We start from the raw sequence: 24,502 nt of genomic DNA, 5'->3' as shown, positions 1-24,502 counted from the left end.
TACGATGAAACAATTTAATGTTCCCATAATTTACCGCAGCCCTTTAATTAGCGCTATTAAGAACAAACGCAAGCAGCAGGATAAAATGAAAAAAGATTTTAGCCCTGCCCTGCTGGATTTTGGGCCTGTGCAGATCTACTTAGCCCGCCATTTTGGTTTTTGTTATGGTGTGGAGAATGCTATTGATATTGCTTTTCGTACCATTGAAGAAAATCCCGGTAAAAGGATTTTTTTGTTGAGCGAAATGATTCATAATCCACAGGTAAATGCAGACCTTCAACAGAGAGGAGTACAATTTTTACAGGATACTTATGGCAAGCAAGTAATACCTTACGAAACACTTACAAAAGATGATGTGGTGATCATTCCTGCATTTGGTACCACGCTGGCCATTGAAGAAAAATTAAATGCTATTGGTATACCTACCCAAAAATATAACACCACCTGCCCCTTTGTAGAAAAAGTATGGAACCGCAGTGAACAGATCGCTAAAAAAAATTACACTGTGGTAGTGCATGGCAAACCCACACATGAAGAAACAAGAGCAACGTTTTCGCATGCAGCTTATCATACACCAACTGTGGTAGTAAATAATATGGCCGAAACTATTGCTTTAAGTAAATACATTACCAAAGAAAAAGATGCCGCCGGCTTTTACAGTGAATTTGCAGGAAGATTTTCTGAAGGCTTTGATGCCGCCAAAGACCTGGAAAGAATTGGTGTGGTTAATCAAACCACCATGCTGGCCAGCGATACACAAGCTATTGCCGATTTTTTAAAACAGGTGATGATTGAAAAATATAATTTAACTGCCTCAAATGTTGAAGAGCATTTTTCTGATACGAGAGATACTTTGTGTTATGCTACCAACGATAACCAGACTGCTGTGTACGGCTTATTAGAGACTGCAGCTGATCTTGCTATTGTTGTTGGCGGCTACAACAGCAGCAACACTTCTCATTTGGTAGAACTCTGCGAAGAAAAATTACCTACTTATTTTATCAGCAGCGAAGAAAAAATAATTTCATCTTCTTTAATACAGCATTTTAACTTTCATACTAAAGAAGAATTAACCACCGAAAATTTTCTTCCTGTAAAAGAACCGGTAAAAATATTAATTACCAGTGGAGCCAGTTGCCCTGATGCGATGGTGGAAGCGGTGATAGAAAAGCTGGTTTCGTTTTTTACAATAAAAACAAGTATTGAAGAACTGACCGCAACTTTTTAAAATATTCTCAGCAAAAGAAATCATAATAAATTGACTACTGAGTTTTACTTAAACAAGATGCCTTTTAGTAACTAGTTCGCAGGCAAATGCCAGTTGTTCTTCCATAGTAAGATGGGTATTATCTATCTCAACTGCATCATCAGCTTTTCTTAATGGGCTTACTTCACGGTGAGAGTCGATATAGTCACGCATTTCAAGATTGCTCTTTACTTCTTCAATTGTGATGTTGGGATTCTTCTCATACATTTCCTTAAACCTTCTTTCTACCCGTACCGCTATATCTGCAGTCATAAATATTTTTAATTCGGCGTCAGGAAAAACAGTGGTGCCAATGTCTCTTCCATCCATTACCACGCCTTTTTTGGTTCCCATTTTTTGTTGCTGGGCAACGGCAAAAGTGCGCACTTCTCTTATAGCTGCCACATCACTTACTTTTTCAGCAATCACCAGGTCACGAATTACATATTCTACATTTTCGCCGTTTAAAATAATTTCTGATTGCTGCGATTTGGGGTTGAACTCAAAGTCGATATGAATATTTTCCAGGGCGCTGTTAACCTCCGCAACATCTGTCCAATCGATATGATTTCTTAAAAAATACAACGTGATGGCCCGGTACATGGCGCCACTATCGATATACACATACCCTAATTCTTTTGCTAATTGTTTGGCCAGCGTGCTTTTTCCGCAGGATGACCAACCGTCGATGGTGATTATTATCTTTTTACTCATTGCAGCACAAAAATGCTGTAAAAAATTGCTAAAACAAAATCAAGTTCGTGAAACCTGAGGGGGGAATCGTGAATGGTGGTCAAAGAGGTCAATGGTGAATTATTGACCATTCACTATCTATTTGGCGGAATGGGCTCTCCGTTGTGGCAGGTTTTACAATGGATCACATTTAAGTATTCCGGTTTACTGTCCTTATCAAAATAGAAATACGTTTTATTAATATCAATTACCATACGCATCATCCCTCTTGCATTCTCTTTCATCGGGTCTGCGTCGGAAGTATAATCAAGACTATCTTTAACGGATGTGTTTTTTGCCGGCACATGACAGAAACTACATTGTACACCTAAGGCAACAGTGTAAGATTGCATGATGCTGTCCAGTTTTGTATCGCTGATATCTTTTGGTAAAACTTTAAGATTCTCTCTTTCATGATAGGGCAAGCCCATACCAATAGCGGCAAAAGCACTTATTGCAAATGCCACTACAAATATTTTATTTCTTTTTCCTGCTAAGTGGAATTTCACTTTGTTCATCATTTTTTACAATGATTAAAGATATAAAAAGAGCCATTCACTTTTACTGAATGGCTCTTTTATAATGTAAGTGATATGTTAATTATACTTCTGATTCTTTCTCCTGCTTAGTTTCTGTTGGCTTTAAAACAAACTTTATTTTTTCTGTTTCTTTATCCAGCTCAGCCACTAAAACATCTCCGTTCTTCACACTCATATTTAAGATCTCTTCTGCTAAAGGATCTTCCAGGTATTTCTGGATGGCCCTGTGCAATGGCCTTGCACCAAACTGCGAGTCATAGCCTTTATCAGCAATAAACTCTTTTGCTTCTGGTGTTAGTTCCATTGAGAATCCAAGATTGGTAAGGCGTTTCAAAACTCCTTTCATCAGGATATCAATGATCTCAAAAATATTGTCTTTGGTCAATGAGTTAAACACCACCACATCATCAATCCTGTTTAAAAATTCAGGACTGAAAGTACGTTTCAATGCTTTTTCAATAACGGCTTTGTTGTTCTCATCAGAATTTTCCATACGGGTTGCAGTAGCAAAACCAACTCCGTCTCCAAAGTCCTTCAACTGCCTTGCACCAATATTTGAAGTCATGATGATCAGTGTATTTTTAAAATCCACTTTACGGCCCATACCGTCAGTTAACTGGCCATCATCCAGCACCTGCAACAGAATATTGTAAATATCCGGATGTGCTTTTTCAATTTCATCTAACAGGATAACGCAGTATGGTTTACGACGTACCCTTTCAGTTAACTGTCCGCCTTCTTCGTAACCCACATAGCCCGGAGGTGCGCCAATTAAACGGCTTACAGTGAATTTCTCCATGTATTCACTCATATCAATACGTATCAAAGCATCTTCGCTATCAAACATATGCTTGGCTAAAGACCTTGCCAACTCTGTTTTACCCACACCGGTTGGCCCAAGGAAGATAAATGTACCGATTGGTTTTTTAGGATCTTTTAAACCCACCCTGTTACGCTGAATGGCTTTTACCACTTTAGAAATAGCATTCTCCTGCCCTACCACAGCGCCTTTCAGGTCATCAGCCATACGGCGCAATTTATCTGTTTCGGCCTGTACCATTCGCTTAACAGGAATGCCTGTCATCATGTGTACCACTTCAGCAATATCTTCTTCTTCAATAGGGAAACGTTTGTGTTTGCTTTCTTCTTCCCAATCCGTCTTAGCTTTTTCAAGCTCTTCCTGCAAACGTTTTTCTGTGTCTCTTAAAGATGCCGCTTCTTCAAAACGCTGGCTTTTTACCACTTTATTTTTTTCCAGCTTAATATCTTCAATCTTCTTTTCCAGTTCAATTATTTCTGCAGGAACATTAATGTTCTTGATATGCTTTCTTGCACCAACTTCATCCAATACATCAATGGCTTTGTCCGGCAATAAACGATCGGTCATATACCTGTCGCTTAGTTTTACACAGGCGTCAATAGCTTCCTGGCTGTAAGTAACGTTGTGATAATCTTCGTATTTGCTCTTAATGTTATTTAAAATCTGGATAGTTTCATCAACTGAAGGTTGTTCAACAATCACTTTTTGAAAACGACGGTCCAAAGCGCCATCTTTTTCAATGTGCATACGGTATTCATCTAAAGTAGACGCACCAATGCATTGTAATTCGCCTCTTGCCAAAGCTGGTTTAAAAATATTGCTGGCATCCAACGAGCCACTGGCACCACCTGCACCAACAATGGTATGTATCTCATCAATAAACAAGATCACATCCCTGTTCTTTTCCAGTTCGTTCATGATGGCTTTCATCCTTTCTTCAAACTGTCCACGGTATTTGGTTCCGGCTACCAACGCAGCAAGATCCAAACTCACTACTCTTTTATCAAACAACACCCTTGATACTTTGCGTTGCACAATGCGTAAGGCCAAACCTTCCACGATAGCTGTTTTACCCACGCCCGGTTCACCAATTAAAATAGGATTATTCTTTTTGCGGCGGGATAATATCTGTGAAACTCTTTCAATTTCATTTTCCCTGCCCACAATAGGATCCAGAGAACCTCCTTCTGCCAACCTGGTAATATCTCTGCCGAAGTTGTCCAGCACAGGAGTTTTGGTTTTAGGCGCATTAGCTGCACCGCCACGCTGGCCTTTCTGTTGACCATATTGTTTTCTTTCTTCATCAAATTCCTCATCGCCTTCATCACTGAATTCGGCTGATGGCGGAGTGCTGGTGACAAAACCCAACTCGTTTTTAAATACGTCATAGTCCACATCAAACTGGTTCAATATCTGAGTGGCTATGTTTTCTTTGTTCTTTAAGATAGAAAGCATCAGGTGCTCACTTTCCACCAATGCACTTTTTTGCGCTTTGGCTTCCAGCACCGTAATGCGAATTACCTTCTCTGCCTGTTTGGTTAGCGGTAAAGAATTAATATTAGCGATGTTTTTACCGGTTTTATCCTTCACCGCCATCTCAATCTCTTTGCGTAATTCAAACAGGTCGATATTGAGGGATTTTAAAGTTTTTATAGCAGTATTTTCACCATCACGTATCAATCCCAAAACCAAATGTTCTGTGCCTATAAAATCATTTCCCAACCTTAGTGCTTCCTCACGGCTGTAAGAGATTATTTCTTTTACTTGTGCCGAAAAATTGTTGTCCATTTGCTGATTGATTTAGCTTATACAATAATAACGATTATTTTGAAGATTAAGTTTAGTACAAAGGTCAAATGTTAATATGTTAAAAAGTTAAAACTTTGTTTAGCCTCCTTTTTTTGATGCTTAACTCTCTAACGAAAGAACTGTATTTAAATTTTCCTTTACTTTACAAAAAACAATTATACCCTTATCTCCAAGACCTGATGATATGAATGTCAAAATAGATACCAAAGAAAAATTCACTGTTATTACGCCGCAGGAACTGGCTTTATCTGCTAATATGACAGGTGAACTAAACGATTTGTTGCTTCCGTACCTGCAAAAAGACATTCCGCATATTGTTTTGAACCTGAACACTATAAAACAGGTAGATGAAGAAACCGGCAATTACTTAGCTGATATTCAGCAACAATTTTATGAAAACAATTGTTCGTTTGTAATTTGTAATTTGCAGGATGCTGTAGAAAAATTACTGGATGAAAAGGAGTTGCTGGAACTGATGAATGTAACGCCTACTGAAAGTGAAGCCTGGGATATTGTGCAGATGGAGGAGATTGAGAGAGAACTATTAGGGGATGATGAATAATGGATAATGAAATAATGAATAATTCATTTTATGCAATATTTCATTTTAACTTTAGCCTTTTACGATTACGGGTAACCCGATTTTTAAAAATTATTAATTATCCATTTTAAAATTATTCATTAATATAAATGCTGGCACTCACCATTTTAGGTAATAATTCTGCAATACCTGCTTTTGACAGAAATCCTACTGCCCAGATCTTGCAAACCCAGGAAGAAATTTACCTGATCGATTGTGGTGAAGGCACGCAAATGCAAATGACCCGGTATAAAATACGCCGCAGCAAACTCACCAGGATATTTATTTCGCATTTGCACGGCGATCATTATTATGGTTTGATCGGTTTACTAACCAGCATGGGATTGCTGGGCCGCACACAGGAACTACACCTGCATGCACCAGAAGCATTAGAGCAAATTTTAAAACTGCAATTGAACGTTGCCGACACCAAACTGCCTTATACTTTACATTTTCATCCTTTAAAAACTGAAGGTATTATTGTGGATGATAAAAAATTAATAGTGGAATGTTTTAAGGTACAGCACCGCATTGAATGCTGGGGTTTTTTATTCAGGGAGAAAAAAAATCCGAGAAAAGTAAATGCTGAAAGAGCTGCCATGTATGAAATACCTGCAGCTTTTTATGATAAATTACAACAAGGCCACGATTATGTAAATAAGAAAGGTACCATTGTACCTAATGAAGAAGTTACCACTGCTGCATCAAAACCAAAAAGTTATGCCTTTTGTGCCGACACTATTTATGATGAGAGTTTAGCTGAGAAAGTTAAAGAAGTAGACCTTTTATATCATGAAGCGACTTATCTAAAAGATCTGCATGAAAGAGCCGCTATGCGCTTTCACAGCACCACTCACCAGGCGGCAAGCATTGCCAAACTGGGTAATGTAAAAAAATTATTGCTCGGGCATTTTTCTTCTAAATATGAAACACTGGAGGAGTTTTTACCGGAAGCTTGCGAAATTTTTGAAAATACAGAGCTGGCCCTGGAAGGTGCTTGTTATAAGATTTGATTTGTTCCCAAGTAAGTCAAGTTTTGAAAACCTGACTTCCTTATTGATCTTCTAATCTGATCACATTATTATATCCGTCTGCCATCATCCACACATAAAATTCAGCAAACCATTTACGCCATGCTTTTTCTTCGTGTTTGCCTTCGGCATCAACTAAAGTATAGATCATTGCATAAGAATTAGTGCCCAATTTTTCTGCTACTTCGTTCATATCTCCTACCATTTTTTCACTTTCTTTTCCTCCGCAATAAAAGAAAAATTTACTGCTGACTTTATTACCCACCGAGTCGGTGAGTTGTTTTATTGCTGGTGCCGTCCAGAATGCAGGAGAAAACACCCCTGCTTTACCAAACACATCAGGATATTTCAGTACGGCATAATAAGCTATTAATCCGCCCATAGAAGACCCTGCGATGATGGTATTTTCTTTAGATGAAAGTGTACGGTATTTTTTATCAATAAAAGGTTTGAGCGTTTGCTTTAAAAAATCAATATACTCATCTCCCTGTGGCGAAAAAATTTTACCTGAAGCAGAATCTTTCATTGCAAATTCATAAGGATTGTATTCATTCATTCTTGTTGCGCCGCCATTATCTATCCCCACCACAATACAGCCCTGCTTTCCCTTTGCAATTAAAGAATCCAGGCATTCATCCACTCCCCACTCATTTCCAAACGCACTGGTTACTTCATCAAATACATTTTGCCCATCCTGCAAATACATTACAGGGTAATGCTTTTTACCTTCATGGTATCCCTGTGGCAGGTATATCCATATACGTCTTGTTTTGTTTAACTGCGGAATAAAAAATGCAGTATCCAGTATATGTACATTAGCACTGGCCGTATGCTCTTTGGGTATTGCATGATCATCCATCCAGCCGTCAATGGCGTAACTGATAGTGGTATCAGAAGATAATTCCACCGATTTATTACTTACATCAAATCCTTTACTGGTAGATTCTACTTTTTGCCAGCTGCCCCTTGTAAATTTAAACTGATAGTTTTTTGCAGGAAGGCCTTTTATTTCTACCACTAATTTATCATTCGCATTTGAAAAGCGAAATTGATCATTGGCCGGATTCCAGTCGTTAAAATTGCCGGCAACAAAAACGCCATCTTCTTTATGAGCAGATGGCGTTGCAATGATTTCTATGCGTAAAGTGAATTGTGCAAATGAATGCAGTGAGCAAAATAGCAAAAGGGACAGGATGTAGATTTTGCTATTCATTTTATTGATGGTTATGATTTACAAAGATTGTTATCCAGCAATATTTTTTTTAACTGCTTTGCAGTTTTTTTGCCACGGATTACACAGATTTTCACGGATCATTGGATGTATTTAATCCGTGTTAATTCGTGTAATCCGTGGCAACTCAAAAAATTCTTGCCAAAGGCAAGAATGGGGCGAAAAGGATTTTCACCGTACGCCGCCCCTTATTTAAGATATGCTTTCACTTTTTGGTGAATGCTTTCGCTTAAAGGCACAACGGGCAAACGCAGTACATTTTCTATAATTCCCAATTCGTACAGCACCGCTTTTACACCTGCAGGGTTATTTTCTGCAAATAACAGGTCACAACCTTCAAGGCACTTATAATGTAACGGTTGTGCGGCTTTAAAATTGCCTTTTAAGCTCAATCGTATCATTTCGCTGAAATCTTTAGGGAAGCAATTGGCTGCCACACTTATCACACCATCCATGCCGCAGGCAATTAATGGCAATGCAATATGATCGTCGCCACTAACCACTAAAAAATCTTCGGGCCTGTCTCGCAATATGTGCATGCACTGCACCATATTGCCACTGGCTTCTTTCATCCCTTCAATATTTTTTTCTTTTGCCAGGCGCAAAGTAGTTTCAGCCGTCATATTGCTGCCTGTTCTTCCCGGAACATTGTATAAAATAACAGGCTTTGGAGAAACGCCTGCCAATGCTTTATAGTGCTGGTAAATGCCTTCCTGCGAAGGTTTGTTATAATAAGGGCTGGCACTTAAAACCGCAATAGCTTTATCCAGCGGATAGCTGGTTAAGTTCTCCATCACTTCTTTGGTATTATTGCCGCCAATGCCTACTACAACCGGCACACGGTTATTCACCTTTTCGTAAGTATAATTAATAATATCAAACTTTTCCTTACTGGTTAATGTAGGGGTTTCGCCGGTAGTGCCCAGCGATATTACATACTCAACGCCATTATCGATATCAAAATCGATCAGTTTACCCAATGCGTCATAATCTACCTCGGTATTGTTTTTAAATGGTGTAACGAGTGCCACACCCGTGCCTTGCAAATCGTTTCTCAAACTCATGTATAAAAAAATTTTGGTAAAGTTATTATTATGCTTTGATATGATAAAAGAAAAATCCCCCGGGATCAGCGGGGGACTTTTAAACAATAGTATAGTAAGTGTTTTAGTTTTTATTGTTATAAGCCATATCCGCTGCCTGCTTTAATATCTTTGAGTGAATAAGATAATTTTTATCAGGACTGTAGATAAATAAACAGGTGCCGTTCTTTATCTTATTGATAATAGGCTTGTGCAACTTTTCGGGCACTGCAGGGCAGCCCCAACTTCTGCCGATGTATCCCTGAGATTGTATCAGGTCTTCACTAACATAATCTGCTCCATGCATTACAATAGCACGGCTATCGGCGTTATCATTAATCCCTCTTTCCAATCCCTGCAAATGCAATGAATAACCGTTTTTACCATTATACGTATTCATGGTTTCATAAAAACCAAGGCTGCTTTGATTACTTTCCGGACGGTTTGAAAATTGTTCTGCATATTCTTTACCAGAATTTACACCGTGTGCAACATACGTATTGAATACTACTTTATTCTGACGGAGATCAATAACAAATAATCGCTTTTTACAGGAAGACAAGCTGAAGTCCACAATTGAAATTATTTTATCATTGGTTATTTTGCCGGCCTTCACCAGGTAATCAAAACCATGCATACCATACTGAAAAGCCTGTTGCGATAAGCCCATTAAATTAAGGCGAAGGCTATCATATATCTTAGATAAAGCATCGCCGGTTGCCGGGTTAATGGTTACAGGATTTGTTGTTGCAGCAGTTAATACCGCTATTTTATTTGCCGCCGGATTAAAGTCAGCTTTAGGTTTGTTCTTAGCAAAAACAAAAGGCATGTGCAAAATAAAAAGAAATATGGAAGAGAAGAATAAATAAAATTTTTTGAGGCTGTGCTTTTTCATGTTTATAAGATATTGGTTCAAAAATCACAAGCAGCTGCAAAAGTAATTATCATTCTTGTTTTTGATTTGTTAACAAGCAGAAAGTAATTCAATAATTTTCCACATACCTATTTTGTATTAGGTGTGATATTCAATTAAGCTTATTTATTGTTTATGAGTTACAGAAAATCAACCCATTACACCAGAGGGATATTTGTAGTTATTTAAGACAACATAAAACTTTAACAAATAAAAAGGGTTTGCCTTTCTTATGCCGGCAGCACCGCTATCCGTGAGGAACAGCTGTAATTGCTATAAAACAAGTGCATTGAGAAAACTGATATTTTCTTTCATACTTTCAAAAGGGCCAATGGTGTATTCCTCCTGCTCTACAAAAAAGTATTTTAAGCCGGCTGCTTTACTATGCTGCAGCATTTGTTGTATTGCTAAACCTCCTTTACCAAATTCGGTACTTTGTTTTTTCTGCAGGTCCATATCTTTTAAATGCCATAGCGGAAAACGGCCGTTGTATTTTTTAAAATACTCCAACGGATCTTTGCCCCCTACTATCACCCAACCTAGATCCATTTCCATATTTACTAATGCTGCGTCAGTATTTTCTAATAATACATCATACAACACTTTACCATTTTCATTTTCAAATTCGTAGGCATGGTTGTGGTAACCAAACCTGACGTGCAACTTCTTACATTCTTCACCTGCTTTATTGAAAGCTTCAGCAACGGCTTTATAGTTAGCAACAGTTTGCCCGCTGGTGGCCATTGTTGAGCAGATGAGGTATTCCTGTCCAGACTCAGCTGCATCATTCATTGTTTGTTGCCACCTGTCATCAATATGTACATGCCCACTCCGCAACGTCATTCCTAAATCACTGCAAATTGTTTTCATTTCCTTTGGAGACAAGCCATAATAATTTCCTTTTTCACTTGCAGCAGATTCGATTTGCTTAATGCCTGATGCAGCAATTTTTTGTAAAGTTCCTTTTGCATCTGCAAGCATTTCTTTCCGAAAAGTGTACAACTGCACACCAATATTTTTTACTTTCTTAGAGGGATTGACAAATGAAGGCAGCAATACTGAGCCAACGGCCAATGCCCCGGTGTTGTATAAAAAATTGCGACGGGTTTGCATATAATTATTTTTGAGTGATGTAAAATAAAAACATTACTATACTGTTACGCCATTTTATTTACTCAACTTCAACAACACTACATCATGTGGCGGTACTGTTGCCTGGAAAATTTTATCAGTAGTGCCTGATTCTTTTTTAGTCCACAGGTCTTTTAATTTATAAATATTTTTTACTGCGTTGAATTCTTTTGCAGAAAGGCTATCATAGACCGTGTTCTTTTTCCAATCATGTTGTATTGATTTAGGAGTTGAAGAACGATTTAAAAAGCAAACGGCCCAGTCTCCATTCTGTAATGGTTTCAACCATGTTTGCACGCTATCCTTATCAGTATATTTAAAAGCCTGCACACCAGCTACATCCTGGTCAACAGCAATAACATCTTTATCTGTAAGAATGGCTTTTGTATCGTTTGTCATTTTTCTTATGTCGTTACCCATCATCAAAGGCGCTGCTAACATACACCACATCGAAAAGTGCGTACGATCTTCCGCCACACTCATACCATTTCCAACTTCAAGCATATCAGGATCGTTCCAATGATCGGGACCGGAATATTTTCTTAAAGAATCCTGCATATCCACAATCGTCATTACACCATTGGCATGCCAGGTATCAAAAGTTTTTATACCATCAAAAATATTAGCAATATCCCCGGTGGTGCGCCACAATTGCCCCACTTCTTTTGCCCAGGCCCAGGGTTTATTATTTCCCCATTCGCACAAACTGAAAATGATGGGGCGCTTTGCCATTTTTAATGCATTGCTCATTGTTGTGTATGATTCTTTTGCATTGAGGCCATCGCTGCTGCACCAATCAAATTTTAAGTAATCAATACCTAGTGATGCATACAAACGGGCATCCTGGTATTCGTAACCTCTTGTGCCGGGATAGCCGGCACAGGTTTTTGTACCGGCACAATTATACAAACCAAATTTCAATCCTTTGGAATGTACATAATCAACCACAGCCCTCATACCATGAGGGAATTTTTTAGGGTCAGGAACCAGATCTCCGGTTATACTATCTCTTTCCATTGCCATCCAGCCATCATCTAAAACAATATAAGAGTAACCCGCTGCTTTCATTCCGGCAGCTACCATTAAGTCGGCAGTTTGTTTTACCAGGTCTTCGCTGATATTAGTTTGAAAAGTATTCCAGCTATTCCAGCCCATTGGTGGCGTCATAGCAAGGCCTTTATACTTTTGTGCATTTGCAAAAAGAGTTAAGAAAACAAAACTTGTAAGCAACAGATTTTTTTTCATGATAAGATTTTTATTTTTCATACACTGTATTGCAGTTATTTTATTTTATTGCAGAAAAAATACTACCACATAGGGGCATAGGGAACAGAGAGAATATAATTGGCCTAATATTTTTTCAATGCTGCTTTGGTAAGAGTGCCCCATTCCTTCAAATCATTCTTTTTCCATTTGCCGGTTGCTGCTGCCGATGGATTTAATATAGAGCAGGTTTCTTTTTTATCCGATACCGACCATGCTACCCAACTCAATCCTTTATCATTCATCCAGCTTACAAATTTATTCCACTCTGCATAATCGATCGGGCCATCACCACTGGCTTCCATGCCTGCACATTCAGAAATAAAAAGTGGTAACCCTTTTGTTATGGCTTCGTCGCACCTGTCTCGCAACCATTGCTTATGTGTACCTGCATAAAAATGCATGGTGTACATTAAATTGCTATACCCTTTTATTGGATCCGCAGCGGGCAATTGTATATCCTGGTCCCATTTAGGGCAACCTACCAAAATAATATTATCAGGATCTATATTACGGATCATTTTTATCAACTCTTCTGAATAGGCCTTTACTTCGGGCCAGGTTTCATAATCCGGTTCATTAAATAATTCATAGATCACGTTAGGATATTTGCCGTATGTAGTTGCCATCTCTTCGAAAAAAATTTTTGCTTCCGGCAATTTTATATTGTGGCTGTGAAAATCGATGATCACATAAATACCTTGTTTTATTGCAGCATCCACCACTGCTTTTATTTTTGCAACAGAACCTGCAGGATTTTTTATGTAGCCACTGTCATTCAGCTCCACTCCCATTGCAGCTCTTACTACGGAACAATGCCAGTCTTTCACCAAAGTTTTTACAGCACCTGCATTATAAAACCTTGGCCACAGATTATGCCAACCCAAACTCATCCCATGTAACGCTATTGGCTGATCATGTGCATCAACTAATTTGGTTCCCACTACTTTTAACTGCCCGTGTTTTTTTACTGGTTGTGCAATAACAAACATGCCGGTAATTAAAAAGAATATCGAAAAAAGTATTTTTCTTTTCATGGTAATTATTTTTTCAACTTGTAAATATCTTTCAGTTCATTTTCAAACAGGGTATAGGGATCGTTGTAAAATTTTATAAAGTCCGGCACACTTACCTGGCCGGGAAAAGGCGCATAAAAATGTGTAGGGCTTGTTGCATCATTGCGCCATACCAAAACATAAGTTAACTGCATTTTTTTTGACCGCAATGTTTTTAATAAAGTTTCTGTCCACCAGGCAGGGTTGGGAATAGATTCTAAGCCTGTTTCAGTAAATGCAGCCAGTTTACCTGCTTTCTTTGCATAATCACTAACTATTTTCAATTTCAATAGTCCTGAATCCAGGTTATATTTTCCATAGCGGCCAAAATCGTTGTAATTATCCACGCCAACCATATCTACATAATCGTTACCAGGGTAACGTTCTAAATATGCTGCTTCAGTTCCAAATGTATTATCCGGAGAAAATGCGTAAATAAAATTATGCACATGCAAACTATCTCTTAAAAAACTAATGGTAAATTTCCACAAGGTTTTAAATTCCTCCGCTGTACAATGCGGTTTTCCCCACCAAAACCAATACCCATCAAACTCGTGATAAGGGCGGAATATCATGGGAACTAATTTGCCATCATTACCTTTTATAGATTTTGCAAGGTCTGCAATCGTTGTTAGTATGGCTTTGTATTTTTCGTGATGAGAGCCACCAGGTATAATATTTTTTACTGCTGCCACAACAGTAGAATCGTTCCAGTAAAAACTGGTGTTTGAAACGGGATTATTAAAATGCCAGGCCACGGTAGTAACGCCACCCCGATTATAAGTATCTGCAATCGTTTTTTGGAGGTTTATTTTTTCCTTAGCGATCTCCGCTTCCGGCCTTCCAGATAAGCCACTAAAATCAACCCCAATTACCGCAGGGTGTGAGCCGGTAACAGATTTCACATCAGAACGGTCAGCATCTCCATTCCAGCCATGGCCGTATTGTGTGGCATGTTGATGGCCAAATAAAATATATTTTCCGGAGAGTTTGTGCAGGTTGTAATACAGTGCTTTTGTCTCTGCAGTTGCATTGGGGTCAATGCTTTTAAATTTATTTGTTTGAGCAAAAGAAAATTGCAGCAATAAAATCAACAGCACAACAATCAGGCAATGTTTTTTCATTTTTTTTATTTTTAAACATCCTGTCCCTGCCCTGAAGGGCAGGGCAATTCAAGGCAGGGCAATTCAGGGCAGGGCAATTTGTACAACATCAATTACCAGCAACTGCCGGTCTCAATGCCACTTGCATAGCTTGTATTTTTATTTCTCCCTGCTTTAATCCATTGGCCGTTGCTGTAATAATTATTTCACCTGCCTCGCCTGTTGCCTGCACAATCACCTGTGCAAGGCCACTGAACAATTTTCTTTTATAATTTTCCGCAGGGCTTACAATTTGAAAAAGCCCCGGATCTGTATTCACATTATCCCAGGGTTGGTTTTTCAACAATGGCGTGGTTGCAATTGCAATACTGTTTTTTCCCTGGTGCAGTATAGCAGCATCCAGTATAAATGTGTTTCCTTTAGCACTTTGCAAAATATTCTCAGCAATCGATTTTCCATTAATGTAGACAGACTGATCTTTACCAAGGCTGTTATAAAAAAAACTTATCACATCGTTGGTTTTAATTGCAGGCAGATTAAAAGTTCCCCTGTACACTATTTTTTTTATTTTTTCACCAAACGCTTTTGTCCGGTCTTCTTTAAAAGCATTTTGCCATTCTTTATCATCATACACTTCAGTAATTTCAGTGCTTACGTTCGTATTGTCAGTATATTTTTCTTTTAAATTTTCTATAGCAACCACTTTGATCGTTTCCAGGTATTTATCTGCTTCCAGCGATGAGGGATTACCATTCCCCACGCCAATAATTTTGCCAGGACCGCTTATGCTGAATGTAATTTCGTTGGCAGCATCGGGCACATGCAATTTATTTTTATCTAATGCTTCAACAGTGACCATTGCAATATCTTCTTTATTAGCGTTGATATTATTTTTATCCGTTGACAAACGAATTGATTCAGGGGCATTAGTAGTTTGTACTTTATCAGTAATTATTTTCCTGCCATTTTTATATCCAATTGCTTCCAGCACTCCGGGAGTATATTTTACTTTCCATTCCAGGTGGCGGTTCTTTTCCATTATTTTTTTACCCAAACTCTTTTTATTTAAAAACAATTCCACTGCATCACAATTACTGAATGCCCATACAGCAATCTCCTGCCCTTCTTTTCCGGCGTGGTTCCAATGCGGAAAAATGTGCAGCGTTGTTTTATCTGTCCACCAGCTTTTTAAATAATATACATTGTCTTTTGCAAAGCCACATTGGTCCATCATACCAAAATAAGAACCGGTGGAAGGAAAACCAAAAGGTGTTGGTTCACCACGATAATCAAAACCCGTCCAGATAAACATGCCGGCTAAATAATCTCTTGCCACATAATATTTCCAGCCATCTTCAATAGTTAAAAAATTGGGATACGGTTTTTTATCATAAGCCGCTATCCATTGATTTTTATTATCGTCAAAATAAATACCTCTTGTTGCCCTTGTTGTTCCTTCTTCTGTTCCCCACATCGGTTGATTAGGAAATGCTGCATGGTGTTCATCAGTATTAATTTGTCCCACATAATTTACACCCATTACATCAATTACATTTGAAATACCTTTTTGCCAACCACCACTAATTGCTGCAGTGATCGCTCTTGTTGTATCAATCGATTTTGTAAATGCCTGTAAAGTGGATGCGATTTTTGCACCGAGTTCATTGCCTTCAATCCCCCACTCCTCATTACCAATACTCCAGCTGATGATGCTGGGATGATTTCTATCCCGTAGCATAAAACGTTTCATGTAATTAAAATGCGTACTGCTAACACCGAGCAAACGATTTTCATCTATCACCAGCATGCCCAACCTGTCGCAGGCATCAAGTAATTCCGGAGTAGGCGGATTGTGTGAACAACGGTATGCATTTGCACCAAGATCTTTCAATGCTTTTATTCTGAAATCAATCAGTGCATCGGGCATTGCGGCTCCTACACCGGCATGATCCTGGTGATTATTGGTGCCCTGGATTTTTATATGTTTTCCACTTAAGAAAAGTCCTTTTGCTGCGTCAAAGTGAATGGTGCGTATGCCAAAATTAGTTTCGTACTGATCAATTATTTTTTCATCATCAAGCACCACAGTTATTAGTTTATATAAATAGGGCGAATCAACCGACCACAGCAAAGGTTGAGGCAGCTCCATTTTTACTGCAATATCTTTTTGCTCAAACGAAGAGAGTGTTATTTTTTTGGTATCGCTTACTGCAACTGTTTTTCCTGCTGCATTTAAAACGGATTGTATAATGGTAACTGTTTTACTGTTTTTAAATTCATTGACAATAGTTGCCTGCGCATTAATTTCGGCAGCATTATTTTTAATTGCTGTTGTAACAAAAGTTCCATTTGCAGCAACATGTAAAGGCGAAGTTTTATTTAACCAAACATGACGATAGATTCCGGCGCCTTCGTAAAACCAACCTTCTTCCATTGTGGCGTCTACTCTTACCGCAATGGTATTTTCGCCACCATAATTCAGGTACTCACTGATATTATATTCAAACCCGGTGTAGCCACTTGGTTCTGTGCCTAAATAAAAACCATTGATCCATACAATGGAATTTCTAAACACGCCATCAAAAGCAATACTGATATTTTTACCTGCATCTGATTTCGGGATAGTGAATGTTTTGCGATACCAGCCTATACTGGCACCAGGAAAATTTCTCCCTACCGCTTTAAAGCCATGACTAAAACTGGCATTATTATCAAAAGGTTGCTCCACTGCCCAATCATGCGGCAGGTTTAATTTTCTCCAGGAGCGATCATCAAAATTTGCAGCAGCAGCGCCATCGCCATAAGCGGCTTTGGCAAAATAAGAGAAGTAAGCAGTACCTGTATTAAAATCTTTTTTTGTATCGGAAGGATGACCGAATGCAAAACGCCAGTCAAAGTCCATCAATAAATGTTCACGTACAGGATTTGTATTTTTTGTTTGAGAAAAAATATTGTTTGCACTTATAAAAAAAGCAATTGCAATTAATAATTTTTGTTTCATCCTGCTTTTGTTTTCTACCTTTTAATTTTAGTAGCGTTACGTCAATTACACTTTGGTAAATAATTTGCTCTACCAAAAGAAGTCAAGTTTTTAAAACTTGACTTCTTTATATGTTGCAGTTACGTTACTCCTGAACATTTCTATTTATCTATTGCTAAATATACCACCGAACGTGCAGGCATGGATACATTTATTCCTCCGCCTGTTGCAGCACTGCTGGCTTTGATAGTAGTATAAGTTGCAGAAGGCCCGCCGGTTGGTTCTGTTGGCCCGTTACCATTTACAAAAACACTGGGCGAAAATTCTCCGTTATCATTTCCTCCGGTTAAAGTATACCAGTAATACCTTGCACCTGCAGTAGCATTTTGTAAAGTAATATTTACCGTTTCAGCCGATGTACTTTTATTTACGAGTACCACCGCTTTCTCTCCACTTGAAAACGAAGAAGCATAAGCCAGCACACCACCAGTTACCGTTGACTTCAACATTCTGTCGCCCATGTATTTTTGAAAATAATACATGTAATAAAATGCAGGACGTGGGTTCCATTTTGCTACGCCGGGCTCATCACCAGCATTAAATAAACCATGGTCATTCCCGCCGTTATAGCCATTAGACAAATCCCATCTTGCCGACATCCCATATTTATTTTTGATTGCTTCGCCCAATAAAATAGTGGCATGCATACCATTTACAAACGACACCTGTTGTTTAGACCCCTGTGATGTGATATTATATTCAGTAAGCGCAACCGGCTTAATAGTATTACCTGCAGCAGTCAATCCGTTTTGATAAAAATTAAGCATACTGGTAGTATTATCAGTAGCTGTATTTAAAATTTCTGTTGCAGTAGCATTAGTCTGATAAGGCGTGTAATAACTGTGAATAATATAATAATCGGTAGCCGTATTTACTTGTGCCAATACACCTGCATTCCAGGTTTGGTCTGTGGCAGTTTGCCATGCAGCAGGTTGCGCTTCTAAAATATACGAGCCGATATAAATTGTTTTGCCAATTTCTGTTGCTGCTTTTCTCATAGAATCAATAAACACTTTTACATGCTGGCCATATAAAGCTCCCGTAATAATTGCAGGTTGGCCATCTTTATTATTAGCTGTATTGATCCTGTAGCTTGCTTCCCAGGTACCGTTACATTCATTCCCTATTTCCCAATACTTCGTACGCCCGTTATCGTAACGTACCCAATCTGCAGCAAGATGAGCAGCGCTGGCAACAGGATTTGTTGCTGTACTATACCTTGCATATGCGTAATTCACCGTTATCATTCCCTGGTTACCGGTTTGTGCCAACATGCTGTAATATTTGTCTAATGATATTGTCCAGTTAGCCGTATTCTTTCCTACCCAATAATTAGCGGCGTTTGCGGTACCATTAGCATCCAGCAATTGCGCAGGTGCATCTGCAGGTGCAGTGCCTGGTAATGCATTCCAGAAATAAATATCGCTGATACTGCCGCCCGGAAAACGAATGATACCGGGTTTTAAATTAGTGATGTGATTTATTAATGCCGGGTCATTGATCATATCACCCATCCAGCTATTAGCATTATGAGCATAAACAGAAGGCACCACTTTAGTTACAATGGTTCCTGCATCAATAGTTACCAGCGAAGTAGCAGTAGCAACAGGTTTAGCCACATCATTATAAGATGGTGCTGTAAAAGTTTTGCTTTGCCAGTCGTTCATAAAAAAACCAATAGTGTTTGCAGTTGCAGGATCTGTTGGTGTTACAGTGCCGCCACCACCTGTACCTCCGCCACCGGTGCCACCACCTCCGCTCGTATCAGGCTTACCACCACAGGCAAATAAATTTATTACTAAGAAAGAGGCTGCTGCAAAAATTGTCTGCTTCATAAATAGCGGATTTATCTTTTTTTAAAATTTTATTGCGACTTTATTCCCGGAGTAATTTAATTGCTTGTTTACTGTTGCTGTATTATCGATGAAAACAACATTGAAAACACGTTTCTTTAACATGCCTTCAAATTCCCCGGTTCCATCTATTGTAAACGTTTTTATTTGTGCAGCGTAGGTTAAATTAATTTTTGAAAATTTTCCCTGCTCGTAATTATAATTTTCGTTTTCATCTTCGTATAAACTAAAGAAAGCATCTTTATTTCCGTAGATAGTTACCGTAAGTGTATCGGCAGGTTTTTCAGTGCTGTATTGCATTACAGGCCCCGTTACTAAAATGCTGCCTTCTTTTACAAATACAGGAATAGTATTTATTGGTGCAGGCGCATCTATAGTTTGTCCTCCTTTAAAAATTTTATTATCATACAAACCATACCAGTTAGTGCCTGCAGGTAAATACACTTTACGGCTGCGTTCTTTATAATTGTAAATGGGATTTACTAAAATTGAAGGGCCGCACATCAGCTGATCATTTATATTTTCTACTTTTTTATCATTGGGAAATTCCATCATCATGCCCTTTAAAAAAGTACCGTTTTTAAAATGTACATCTGCCGCAATAGAATATAAAGTGGGCAATAAAGTATACCTTCTTTCGATGCTTCCTACAATCGCTTTGTAGGTATCTTCATTTTCTTTTGCAATATTAAAAGGCTCTCTTAATGGTGCTTGCCCATGTGCCCTGAACAAAGGCAGGAAACTCCCAAACTCATACCATCTTGCCTGCAACTCTTTCCATTCGTCCAGGTCTTTTCCCTGCACATAACGGTTTTCTACAGCAAAGCCACCGGCATCAAATGTCCAGTAAGGCACACCCGATATAGAAAAATTTATACCCGCCGAGACCTGGTTTTTCATATCGGCCCAGGTAGAGCCAATATCTCCACTCCAGATGGCAGAACCATACCGTTGTATGCCGGCATAACCTGAACGTGTTAATATGAACACTCTTTTATTATCATTGGTGGCTCTTTGCCCTTCGTAAATAGCCTGTGAATTTAACAACGGATAACTGTTGAAATATTTTATTGCAGACCCCATTGCATTGGGATAAAAAATATCCTTCCTCTTAGCAATTGACATATTAGAATGAATATCGGGCTCGGAAGCATCCATCCACCAGGCATCAATTTTTTTACTGTATAAATTTGTTTTTAATAATTGCCAGAACTGTTTTCTTGCAGCAGGATTATGCACATCATAAGAAGTGTTTACATAACCTAACCAATCCTTTCTTCCATCCTCAACATTTTTATTTAGCAGGAAGCCCTGCCTTTGCATCAAATCAAAATTGGGGATGCCCGTATAAAACTTTGCCCACACTGAGATCATAAATTTTGTGTGGTATTGATTGTGCAATACCTCAATCATAGAATCTGGATTGCTGTAACGTGCCGGATCAAATTGCTGGCTGCCCCATTCATTAATTTTCCAGTATTGCCAATCCTGCACAATATTATCTAATGGAATTTTCTTTTCACGGAATGTTTTTACAGTAGTTAGAATATCATCCTGAGATTTATAGCGTTCCCTGCTTTGCCAGAAACCCAATACCCATTTTGGTACAACTGGTGTTTTGCCTGTAAGCCGGCGATACCCACTGATGATCTCATCATAGGTTTTACCATACACAAAATAGTAATTGATATTATCGCCTGCTTCAGATTGAAACTGGTATATTTTTTTTTGTTGTGCAGTCATCGGCTCCATCACTTTTACACTCATAAAAGATTCGCCGCCATCAGGAATCCATTCAATTTTTACAGCTGTTTTTTTATCTTTAGAAAGTGGTACAGTAACGTAAGCAGTAAAAGGATTCCAGCATTGTCTCCACCTGTCAGTCAGCAATTTGCCATTGGCCCAGAATTTAAAATAGCCGCCACTCCATATTTTAAAAGTATAGTCGCCGGTTATATTTCCCTGTACAAAACCCTCCCAAATTGTTTTGCCATCTTCTAATTTAAAAGCTGCCGGTATATTTTTTATCATATCCAGGTCGGCATAGTCAATGGTGTTTTCTTTTTGTGTAGTAAAGATTTTTGCAGCATCAGTTTTAGAAAGATAAACAGCAGACAAACTTCCTGCTGCGCCATTCTTATCAAATAATTTTATGGAGTTGATATCATTAAAAGTTCTGCCATCGCCAAAATCAGTAATCGAGTAATTATCCCAGAGAATACCATAATTTTTATTAGACACTAAAAAAGGAATGAACACTTCTGTATTATTCTGGTACAATACAAGGTTAGTGTTTTTATAATTCATGATACCTTCCTGGTGCTGCCCCAAACCGTATAAGGCTTCATCTGCAGGAGAAGAAAACTGTTGTATGATCTTATTGGATGCATATTGCTCTAATTGCACCGGCTGCAACGACTTTGCAGATTCCTTTGTGATACGTTTACCCTCTTTGGTAAAAAAGCTTACTAAGCCGGTAGATTTAGCAACAACAGCTTTTATAGTGTTAGTACTCACGCTAACTGTTGCTGCATCATCGCCAACGCTAAAAGTATTTATTGCATTAGCCGGCAGTATCATAAAACTGGTGTCGGGCTTAATAGTATTATTTGCTGAGCTAAGCACTTTGATAATATTATTGCTCACTACTTTCAGTTCTACCGCTTTTATATTTTTATCAGCAGGGTAAACGATAATTCCATCAGCCTTTTTTACAAAAGAAGCTTGTTGGCCAAATGAAACCACTGTACATCCCATGACAAATACTGTTAAGAAATATTTTTTCATAAATAATAGTATTGCAGAAGATAAATTAATTGTTCCAGGTAAATGTTGCCTTTTGATCGCCGATCATGATTTCAAAATCCCCTGGCTCGGTAATCGTTTTTAATTGTGCATTTACAAAAGCCAGGTCATTTTTATCAATGGTGAATTTTACTACTTTACTTTCGCCTGCTTTTAAAGTTATCTTATCAAATGCCCTTAATCTTTTATTACTGGGGTCAATGCTGGCATACAGGTCCTTACTATACAATTCCACAGTATGCTTGCCATCAACTTTACCGGTGTTGGTTACAGTAATAGCCACAGTTAATTTTTCGTTTCCCTTTAAAGCACTTGTGCTTAACTGCAAATTGCTGTAAGCAAAAGTTGTATAGCTTAATCCTGCACCAAAAGCAAATAAAGGATCGTAACCATTCCACAAAACATCGGCATTAAATATTTCTCTTTTTTCTTCGGTGCCTTTATGATCATACATTACCATTTCTCCCATACTTTTCGGATAACTGAAAGGTAGCCGACCATTGGGGTTATAATCACCGAATAAAATATCCGCAGTAGCTTCAGCAGTTTTTCTTCCACTCCAGAATGGCAGTATAATGGCTTCGCAGTTTGGTTCAATATTGGTAATGAATCTTGGCCTTCCTTCAATTAATAATAACACTACTTTTTTGCCAGTTGCAAAAGCTGCTTTAGCTAAATTGATTTGATCATCAGGCAATGCCAGGTCTCTTATATTACCCGGACTTTCTGCGTAAGCATTTTCGCCTAAGCACAATACAATTACATCGGCATTGGCAGCATTGGTATTTAGTTTTTCAATATCATAATTTTCTTTGCTGGCAAAACCTTTGGCACCAATGGCAATAACATTAGCGGCGCCAATTTTATCAGTGATAGCATCAGCTATTGTCTTACTGTCTTTAGGATACCATTCTTCCTGGTTGCCCTGCCAGGTATAACTCCAGCTACCGTTTAATACAGCAATGCTTTGTGATGTAGGGCCAATGACCAATACTTTTTTATTTTTTGCCAAAGGCAGAATATTATTGTTGTTTTTCACCAGCGTTACTGCTTCGTGCGCTGCATCCAAAGCAACGGTTTGATATTCGGCTTTACCAAAATTAGCTCTTGCATTTTCTTCTGCATAAGCATTATCAAATAAGCCCACTTTAAATTTCAGTTTTAAAATTCTTCTAACGGCATCGTCAATACGGCTCATCGGTACTTCTTTTTTTGCAACCGCTTCTTTAAGCAGATCGAAGAAAGAGTAATCACCGGGCACCATACTCATATCAATGCCTGCATTAACAGCCATTACTACGGCTTCTCTTGGCGTTGCAGCTACTTTATGTATGGTATGTAAACGAATAATATCTTCCCAATCAGTAACGATCAATCCTTCAAAACCTAATTCTTTTCTTAATACATCTGTTAATAAATATTTACTGGCATGCACCGGCGTGCCATTGATATCACTTGAATTGATCATGATAGACGATGACCCTGCTTTCACCGCCTCCCTGAATTGCGGCAGGTAATATTCTCTCATTTCAATCTCGGGCATGTAGATCGGTGTTCTGTCTTTTCCGGTACGTGAGGCAGAGTAGCCCAGGTAATGTTTCATGCAACTTGCCACAGCTGTAATATTAGTCAGGCCATCTTCTTCGTAACCTTTTACAGCAGCCACACCCATGGTTTTACCAATGTAAACATCTTCGCCATAAGTTTCAGGAAAACGGCTCCACAATGGTTGCCTTCCCAAATCCAGTACCGGCGCAAAGTTCCAGCGCACACCCGATGCCCTTAATTCTGCTGCGGTAATTTTAGCTGCCACTTTTACCAATGCAGGGTTTCGTGTAGCCGCCATTGCAAGATTGTGTGGAAATAAGGTTGAGTTTAAAGTATAAGTTTGCCCGTGTATGGCATCTAAACCGTATAAAACCGGAATTTTCAGCGTGGTGTTTTTTGTTTCATCCTGAATTTCCTTAATTATTTTTCTCCAGGTATCTACATCCAATGCATGAGCAGTGGTATTTAACATGGAGCCTACATGATATTTTTGAATGGCTGCTTTTAATAATGCCGGATCTAATTCACCGTCTGTATTTGCCCAGCCGCCTTTTGCAAATACAGCCAATGTTACCTGCGTCATCTGGCCAATCTTATCATCTAAGGTCATTTGCCTGAGCAACTGATTTACTTTAGCATCTGCATTATTAGTTATCTGGGCATTGCCTGCAAAACAAACAACACAACTTAAAATCACACTTAATAAAAGATTAGGTTTCAT

Annotated in this window: 17 protein-coding genes; 3 read left to right on the top strand and 14 right to left on the bottom strand. The window is 38.6% G+C overall.

Going from position 1 to position 24,502, the window contains the following annotated elements; genetic code table 11:
• The first annotated feature begins 4 nt into the window (after nucleotides 1–4).
• Complete coding sequence (locus ACQ334_RS04785; protein ID WP_430987028.1) at nucleotides 5–1,228, top strand: 4-hydroxy-3-methylbut-2-enyl diphosphate reductase; 1,224 nt, start codon at nucleotides 5–7, stop codon at nucleotides 1,226–1,228.
• A 48-nt stretch (nucleotides 1,229–1,276) separates the two neighbouring features.
• On the opposite strand, the gene cmk is transcribed toward ACQ334_RS04785, so the two are convergent.
• The 3 genes from cmk to ACQ334_RS04770 all read right to left on the bottom strand — a co-directional run bounded on the left by cmk (nucleotide 1,277) and on the right by ACQ334_RS04770 (nucleotide 5,125).
• Complete coding sequence (gene cmk, locus ACQ334_RS04780; RefSeq protein WP_430987027.1) at nucleotides 1,277–1,960, bottom strand: (d)CMP kinase; 684 nt, start codon at nucleotides 1,958–1,960, stop codon at nucleotides 1,277–1,279.
• Nucleotides 1,961–2,073: 113 nt separating this feature from the next.
• Nucleotides 2,074–2,487 (bottom strand): c-type cytochrome, encoded by a 414-nt coding sequence (locus tag ACQ334_RS04775; protein ID WP_430987026.1) that lies wholly within the window; start codon nucleotides 2,485–2,487, stop codon nucleotides 2,074–2,076.
• Between the two features lie 91 nt (nucleotides 2,488–2,578).
• A complete protein-coding gene (locus tag ACQ334_RS04770; RefSeq protein WP_430987025.1) occupies nucleotides 2,579–5,125 on the bottom strand; it encodes an ATP-dependent Clp protease ATP-binding subunit in 2,547 nt (848 codons plus the stop codon).
• A gap of 205 nt (nucleotides 5,126–5,330) precedes the next feature.
• On the opposite strand from ACQ334_RS04770, the gene ACQ334_RS04765 reads away from it, so the two are divergent.
• Together ACQ334_RS04765 and ACQ334_RS04760 are read left to right on the top strand one after the other, a co-directional pair.
• Nucleotides 5,331–5,708, top strand: coding sequence for an STAS domain-containing protein (locus tag ACQ334_RS04765; protein ID WP_430987024.1), 378 nt, complete (start codon nucleotides 5,331–5,333; stop codon nucleotides 5,706–5,708).
• Between the two features lie 128 nt (nucleotides 5,709–5,836).
• Nucleotides 5,837–6,739, top strand: a complete 903-nt coding sequence (locus ACQ334_RS04760) for a ribonuclease Z (RefSeq protein ID WP_430987023.1) — start codon at nucleotides 5,837–5,839, stop codon at nucleotides 6,737–6,739.
• Nucleotides 6,740–6,779: 40 nt separating this feature from the next.
• Here the strand turns inward: ACQ334_RS04760 and ACQ334_RS04755 are convergent, their stop codons facing one another.
• The 11 genes from ACQ334_RS04755 to ACQ334_RS04705 all read right to left on the bottom strand — a co-directional run bounded on the left by ACQ334_RS04755 (nucleotide 6,780) and on the right by ACQ334_RS04705 (nucleotide 24,502).
• Nucleotides 6,780–7,970, bottom strand: coding sequence for an alpha/beta hydrolase (locus ACQ334_RS04755; RefSeq protein ID WP_430987022.1), 1,191 nt, complete (start codon nucleotides 7,968–7,970; stop codon nucleotides 6,780–6,782).
• Between the two features lie 206 nt (nucleotides 7,971–8,176).
• The gene (gene dapA / locus ACQ334_RS04750) at nucleotides 8,177–9,052 is read right to left on the bottom strand and encodes a 4-hydroxy-tetrahydrodipicolinate synthase (RefSeq protein ID WP_430987021.1); all 876 of its coding nucleotides are present in this window, start codon (nucleotides 9,050–9,052) and stop codon (nucleotides 8,177–8,179) included.
• 103 nt (nucleotides 9,053–9,155) lie between these two features.
• Nucleotides 9,156–9,965 carry a murein L,D-transpeptidase catalytic domain family protein gene (locus ACQ334_RS04745; protein WP_430987020.1) on the bottom strand — a complete coding sequence of 270 codons (810 nt, stop codon included), beginning with the start codon at nucleotides 9,963–9,965 and terminating at the stop codon, nucleotides 9,156–9,158.
• A 291-nt stretch (nucleotides 9,966–10,256) separates the two neighbouring features.
• On the bottom strand, nucleotides 10,257–11,096 hold the full coding sequence (locus tag ACQ334_RS04740; RefSeq protein ID WP_430987019.1) for a sugar phosphate isomerase/epimerase family protein: 840 nt from the start codon (nucleotides 11,094–11,096) through the stop codon (nucleotides 10,257–10,259).
• Nucleotides 11,097–11,150: 54 nt separating this feature from the next.
• Nucleotides 11,151–12,359, bottom strand: a complete 1,209-nt coding sequence (locus tag ACQ334_RS04735) for a glycoside hydrolase family 27 protein (protein ID WP_430987018.1) — start codon at nucleotides 12,357–12,359, stop codon at nucleotides 11,151–11,153.
• A gap of 104 nt (nucleotides 12,360–12,463) precedes the next feature.
• Nucleotides 12,464–13,414, bottom strand: coding sequence for a glycoside hydrolase family 5 protein (locus ACQ334_RS04730; RefSeq protein WP_430987017.1), 951 nt, complete (start codon nucleotides 13,412–13,414; stop codon nucleotides 12,464–12,466).
• Nucleotides 13,415–13,419: 5 nt separating this feature from the next.
• Nucleotides 13,420–14,556, bottom strand: a complete 1,137-nt coding sequence (locus tag ACQ334_RS04725; RefSeq protein ID WP_430987016.1) for a glycoside hydrolase family 26 protein — start codon at nucleotides 14,554–14,556, stop codon at nucleotides 13,420–13,422.
• A gap of 88 nt (nucleotides 14,557–14,644) precedes the next feature.
• Nucleotides 14,645–17,536, bottom strand: coding sequence for a beta-galactosidase GalA (galA, locus tag ACQ334_RS04720; RefSeq protein ID WP_430987015.1), 2,892 nt, complete (start codon nucleotides 17,534–17,536; stop codon nucleotides 14,645–14,647).
• Nucleotides 17,537–17,676: 140 nt separating this feature from the next.
• On the bottom strand, nucleotides 17,677–19,410 hold the full coding sequence (locus ACQ334_RS04715; protein ID WP_430987014.1) for an alpha-L-arabinofuranosidase: 1,734 nt from the start codon (nucleotides 19,408–19,410) through the stop codon (nucleotides 17,677–17,679).
• Between the two features lie 21 nt (nucleotides 19,411–19,431).
• Nucleotides 19,432–22,215 (bottom strand): TIM-barrel domain-containing protein, encoded by a 2,784-nt coding sequence (locus ACQ334_RS04710; protein WP_430987013.1) that lies wholly within the window; start codon nucleotides 22,213–22,215, stop codon nucleotides 19,432–19,434.
• Between the two features lie 25 nt (nucleotides 22,216–22,240).
• Nucleotides 22,241–24,502, bottom strand: a complete 2,262-nt coding sequence (locus tag ACQ334_RS04705; RefSeq protein WP_430987012.1) for a glycoside hydrolase family 3 N-terminal domain-containing protein — start codon at nucleotides 24,500–24,502, stop codon at nucleotides 22,241–22,243.

The organism is Ferruginibacter sp. SUN106, from assembly GCF_050611765.1.
GTDB lineage: Bacteria > Bacteroidota > Bacteroidia > Chitinophagales > Chitinophagaceae > Ferruginibacter.
The sequence above is the reverse complement of the archived record's forward strand: the minus strand, read 5'-3'. Positions and strand labels throughout refer to the sequence as shown.

Excerpts from the sequence above, each read along its gene's own strand:
- ACQ334_RS04785 (WP_430987028.1), top strand. The coding sequence starts at position 5 with ATGAAACAATTTAATGTTCCCATAATTTACCGCAGCCCTTTAATTAGC.
- cmk (WP_430987027.1), bottom strand. The coding sequence starts at position 1,960 with ATGAGTAAAAAGATAATAATCACCATCGACGGTTGGTCATCCTGCGGA.
- ACQ334_RS04770 (WP_430987025.1), bottom strand. The coding sequence starts at position 5,125 with ATGGACAACAATTTTTCGGCACAAGTAAAAGAAATAATCTCTTACAGC.
- ACQ334_RS04765 (WP_430987024.1), top strand. The coding sequence starts at position 5,331 with ATGAATGTCAAAATAGATACCAAAGAAAAATTCACTGTTATTACGCCG.
- ACQ334_RS04760 (WP_430987023.1), top strand. The coding sequence starts at position 5,837 with ATGCTGGCACTCACCATTTTAGGTAATAATTCTGCAATACCTGCTTTT.
- ACQ334_RS04755 (WP_430987022.1), bottom strand. The coding sequence starts at position 7,970 with ATGAATAGCAAAATCTACATCCTGTCCCTTTTGCTATTTTGCTCACTG.
- dapA (WP_430987021.1), bottom strand. The coding sequence starts at position 9,052 with ATGAGTTTGAGAAACGATTTGCAAGGCACGGGTGTGGCACTCGTTACA.
- ACQ334_RS04745 (WP_430987020.1), bottom strand. The coding sequence starts at position 9,965 with ATGAAAAAGCACAGCCTCAAAAAATTTTATTTATTCTTCTCTTCCATA.
- ACQ334_RS04740 (WP_430987019.1), bottom strand. The coding sequence starts at position 11,096 with ATGCAAACCCGTCGCAATTTTTTATACAACACCGGGGCATTGGCCGTT.
- ACQ334_RS04735 (WP_430987018.1), bottom strand. The coding sequence starts at position 12,359 with ATGAAAAAAAATCTGTTGCTTACAAGTTTTGTTTTCTTAACTCTTTTT.
- ACQ334_RS04730 (WP_430987017.1), bottom strand. The coding sequence starts at position 13,414 with ATGAAAAGAAAAATACTTTTTTCGATATTCTTTTTAATTACCGGCATG.
- ACQ334_RS04725 (WP_430987016.1), bottom strand. The coding sequence starts at position 14,556 with ATGAAAAAACATTGCCTGATTGTTGTGCTGTTGATTTTATTGCTGCAA.
- galA (WP_430987015.1), bottom strand. The coding sequence starts at position 17,536 with ATGAAACAAAAATTATTAATTGCAATTGCTTTTTTTATAAGTGCAAAC.
- ACQ334_RS04715 (WP_430987014.1), bottom strand. The coding sequence starts at position 19,410 with ATGAAGCAGACAATTTTTGCAGCAGCCTCTTTCTTAGTAATAAATTTA.
- ACQ334_RS04710 (WP_430987013.1), bottom strand. The coding sequence starts at position 22,215 with ATGAAAAAATATTTCTTAACAGTATTTGTCATGGGATGTACAGTGGTT.
- ACQ334_RS04705 (WP_430987012.1), bottom strand. The coding sequence starts at position 24,502 with ATGAAACCTAATCTTTTATTAAGTGTGATTTTAAGTTGTGTTGTTTGT.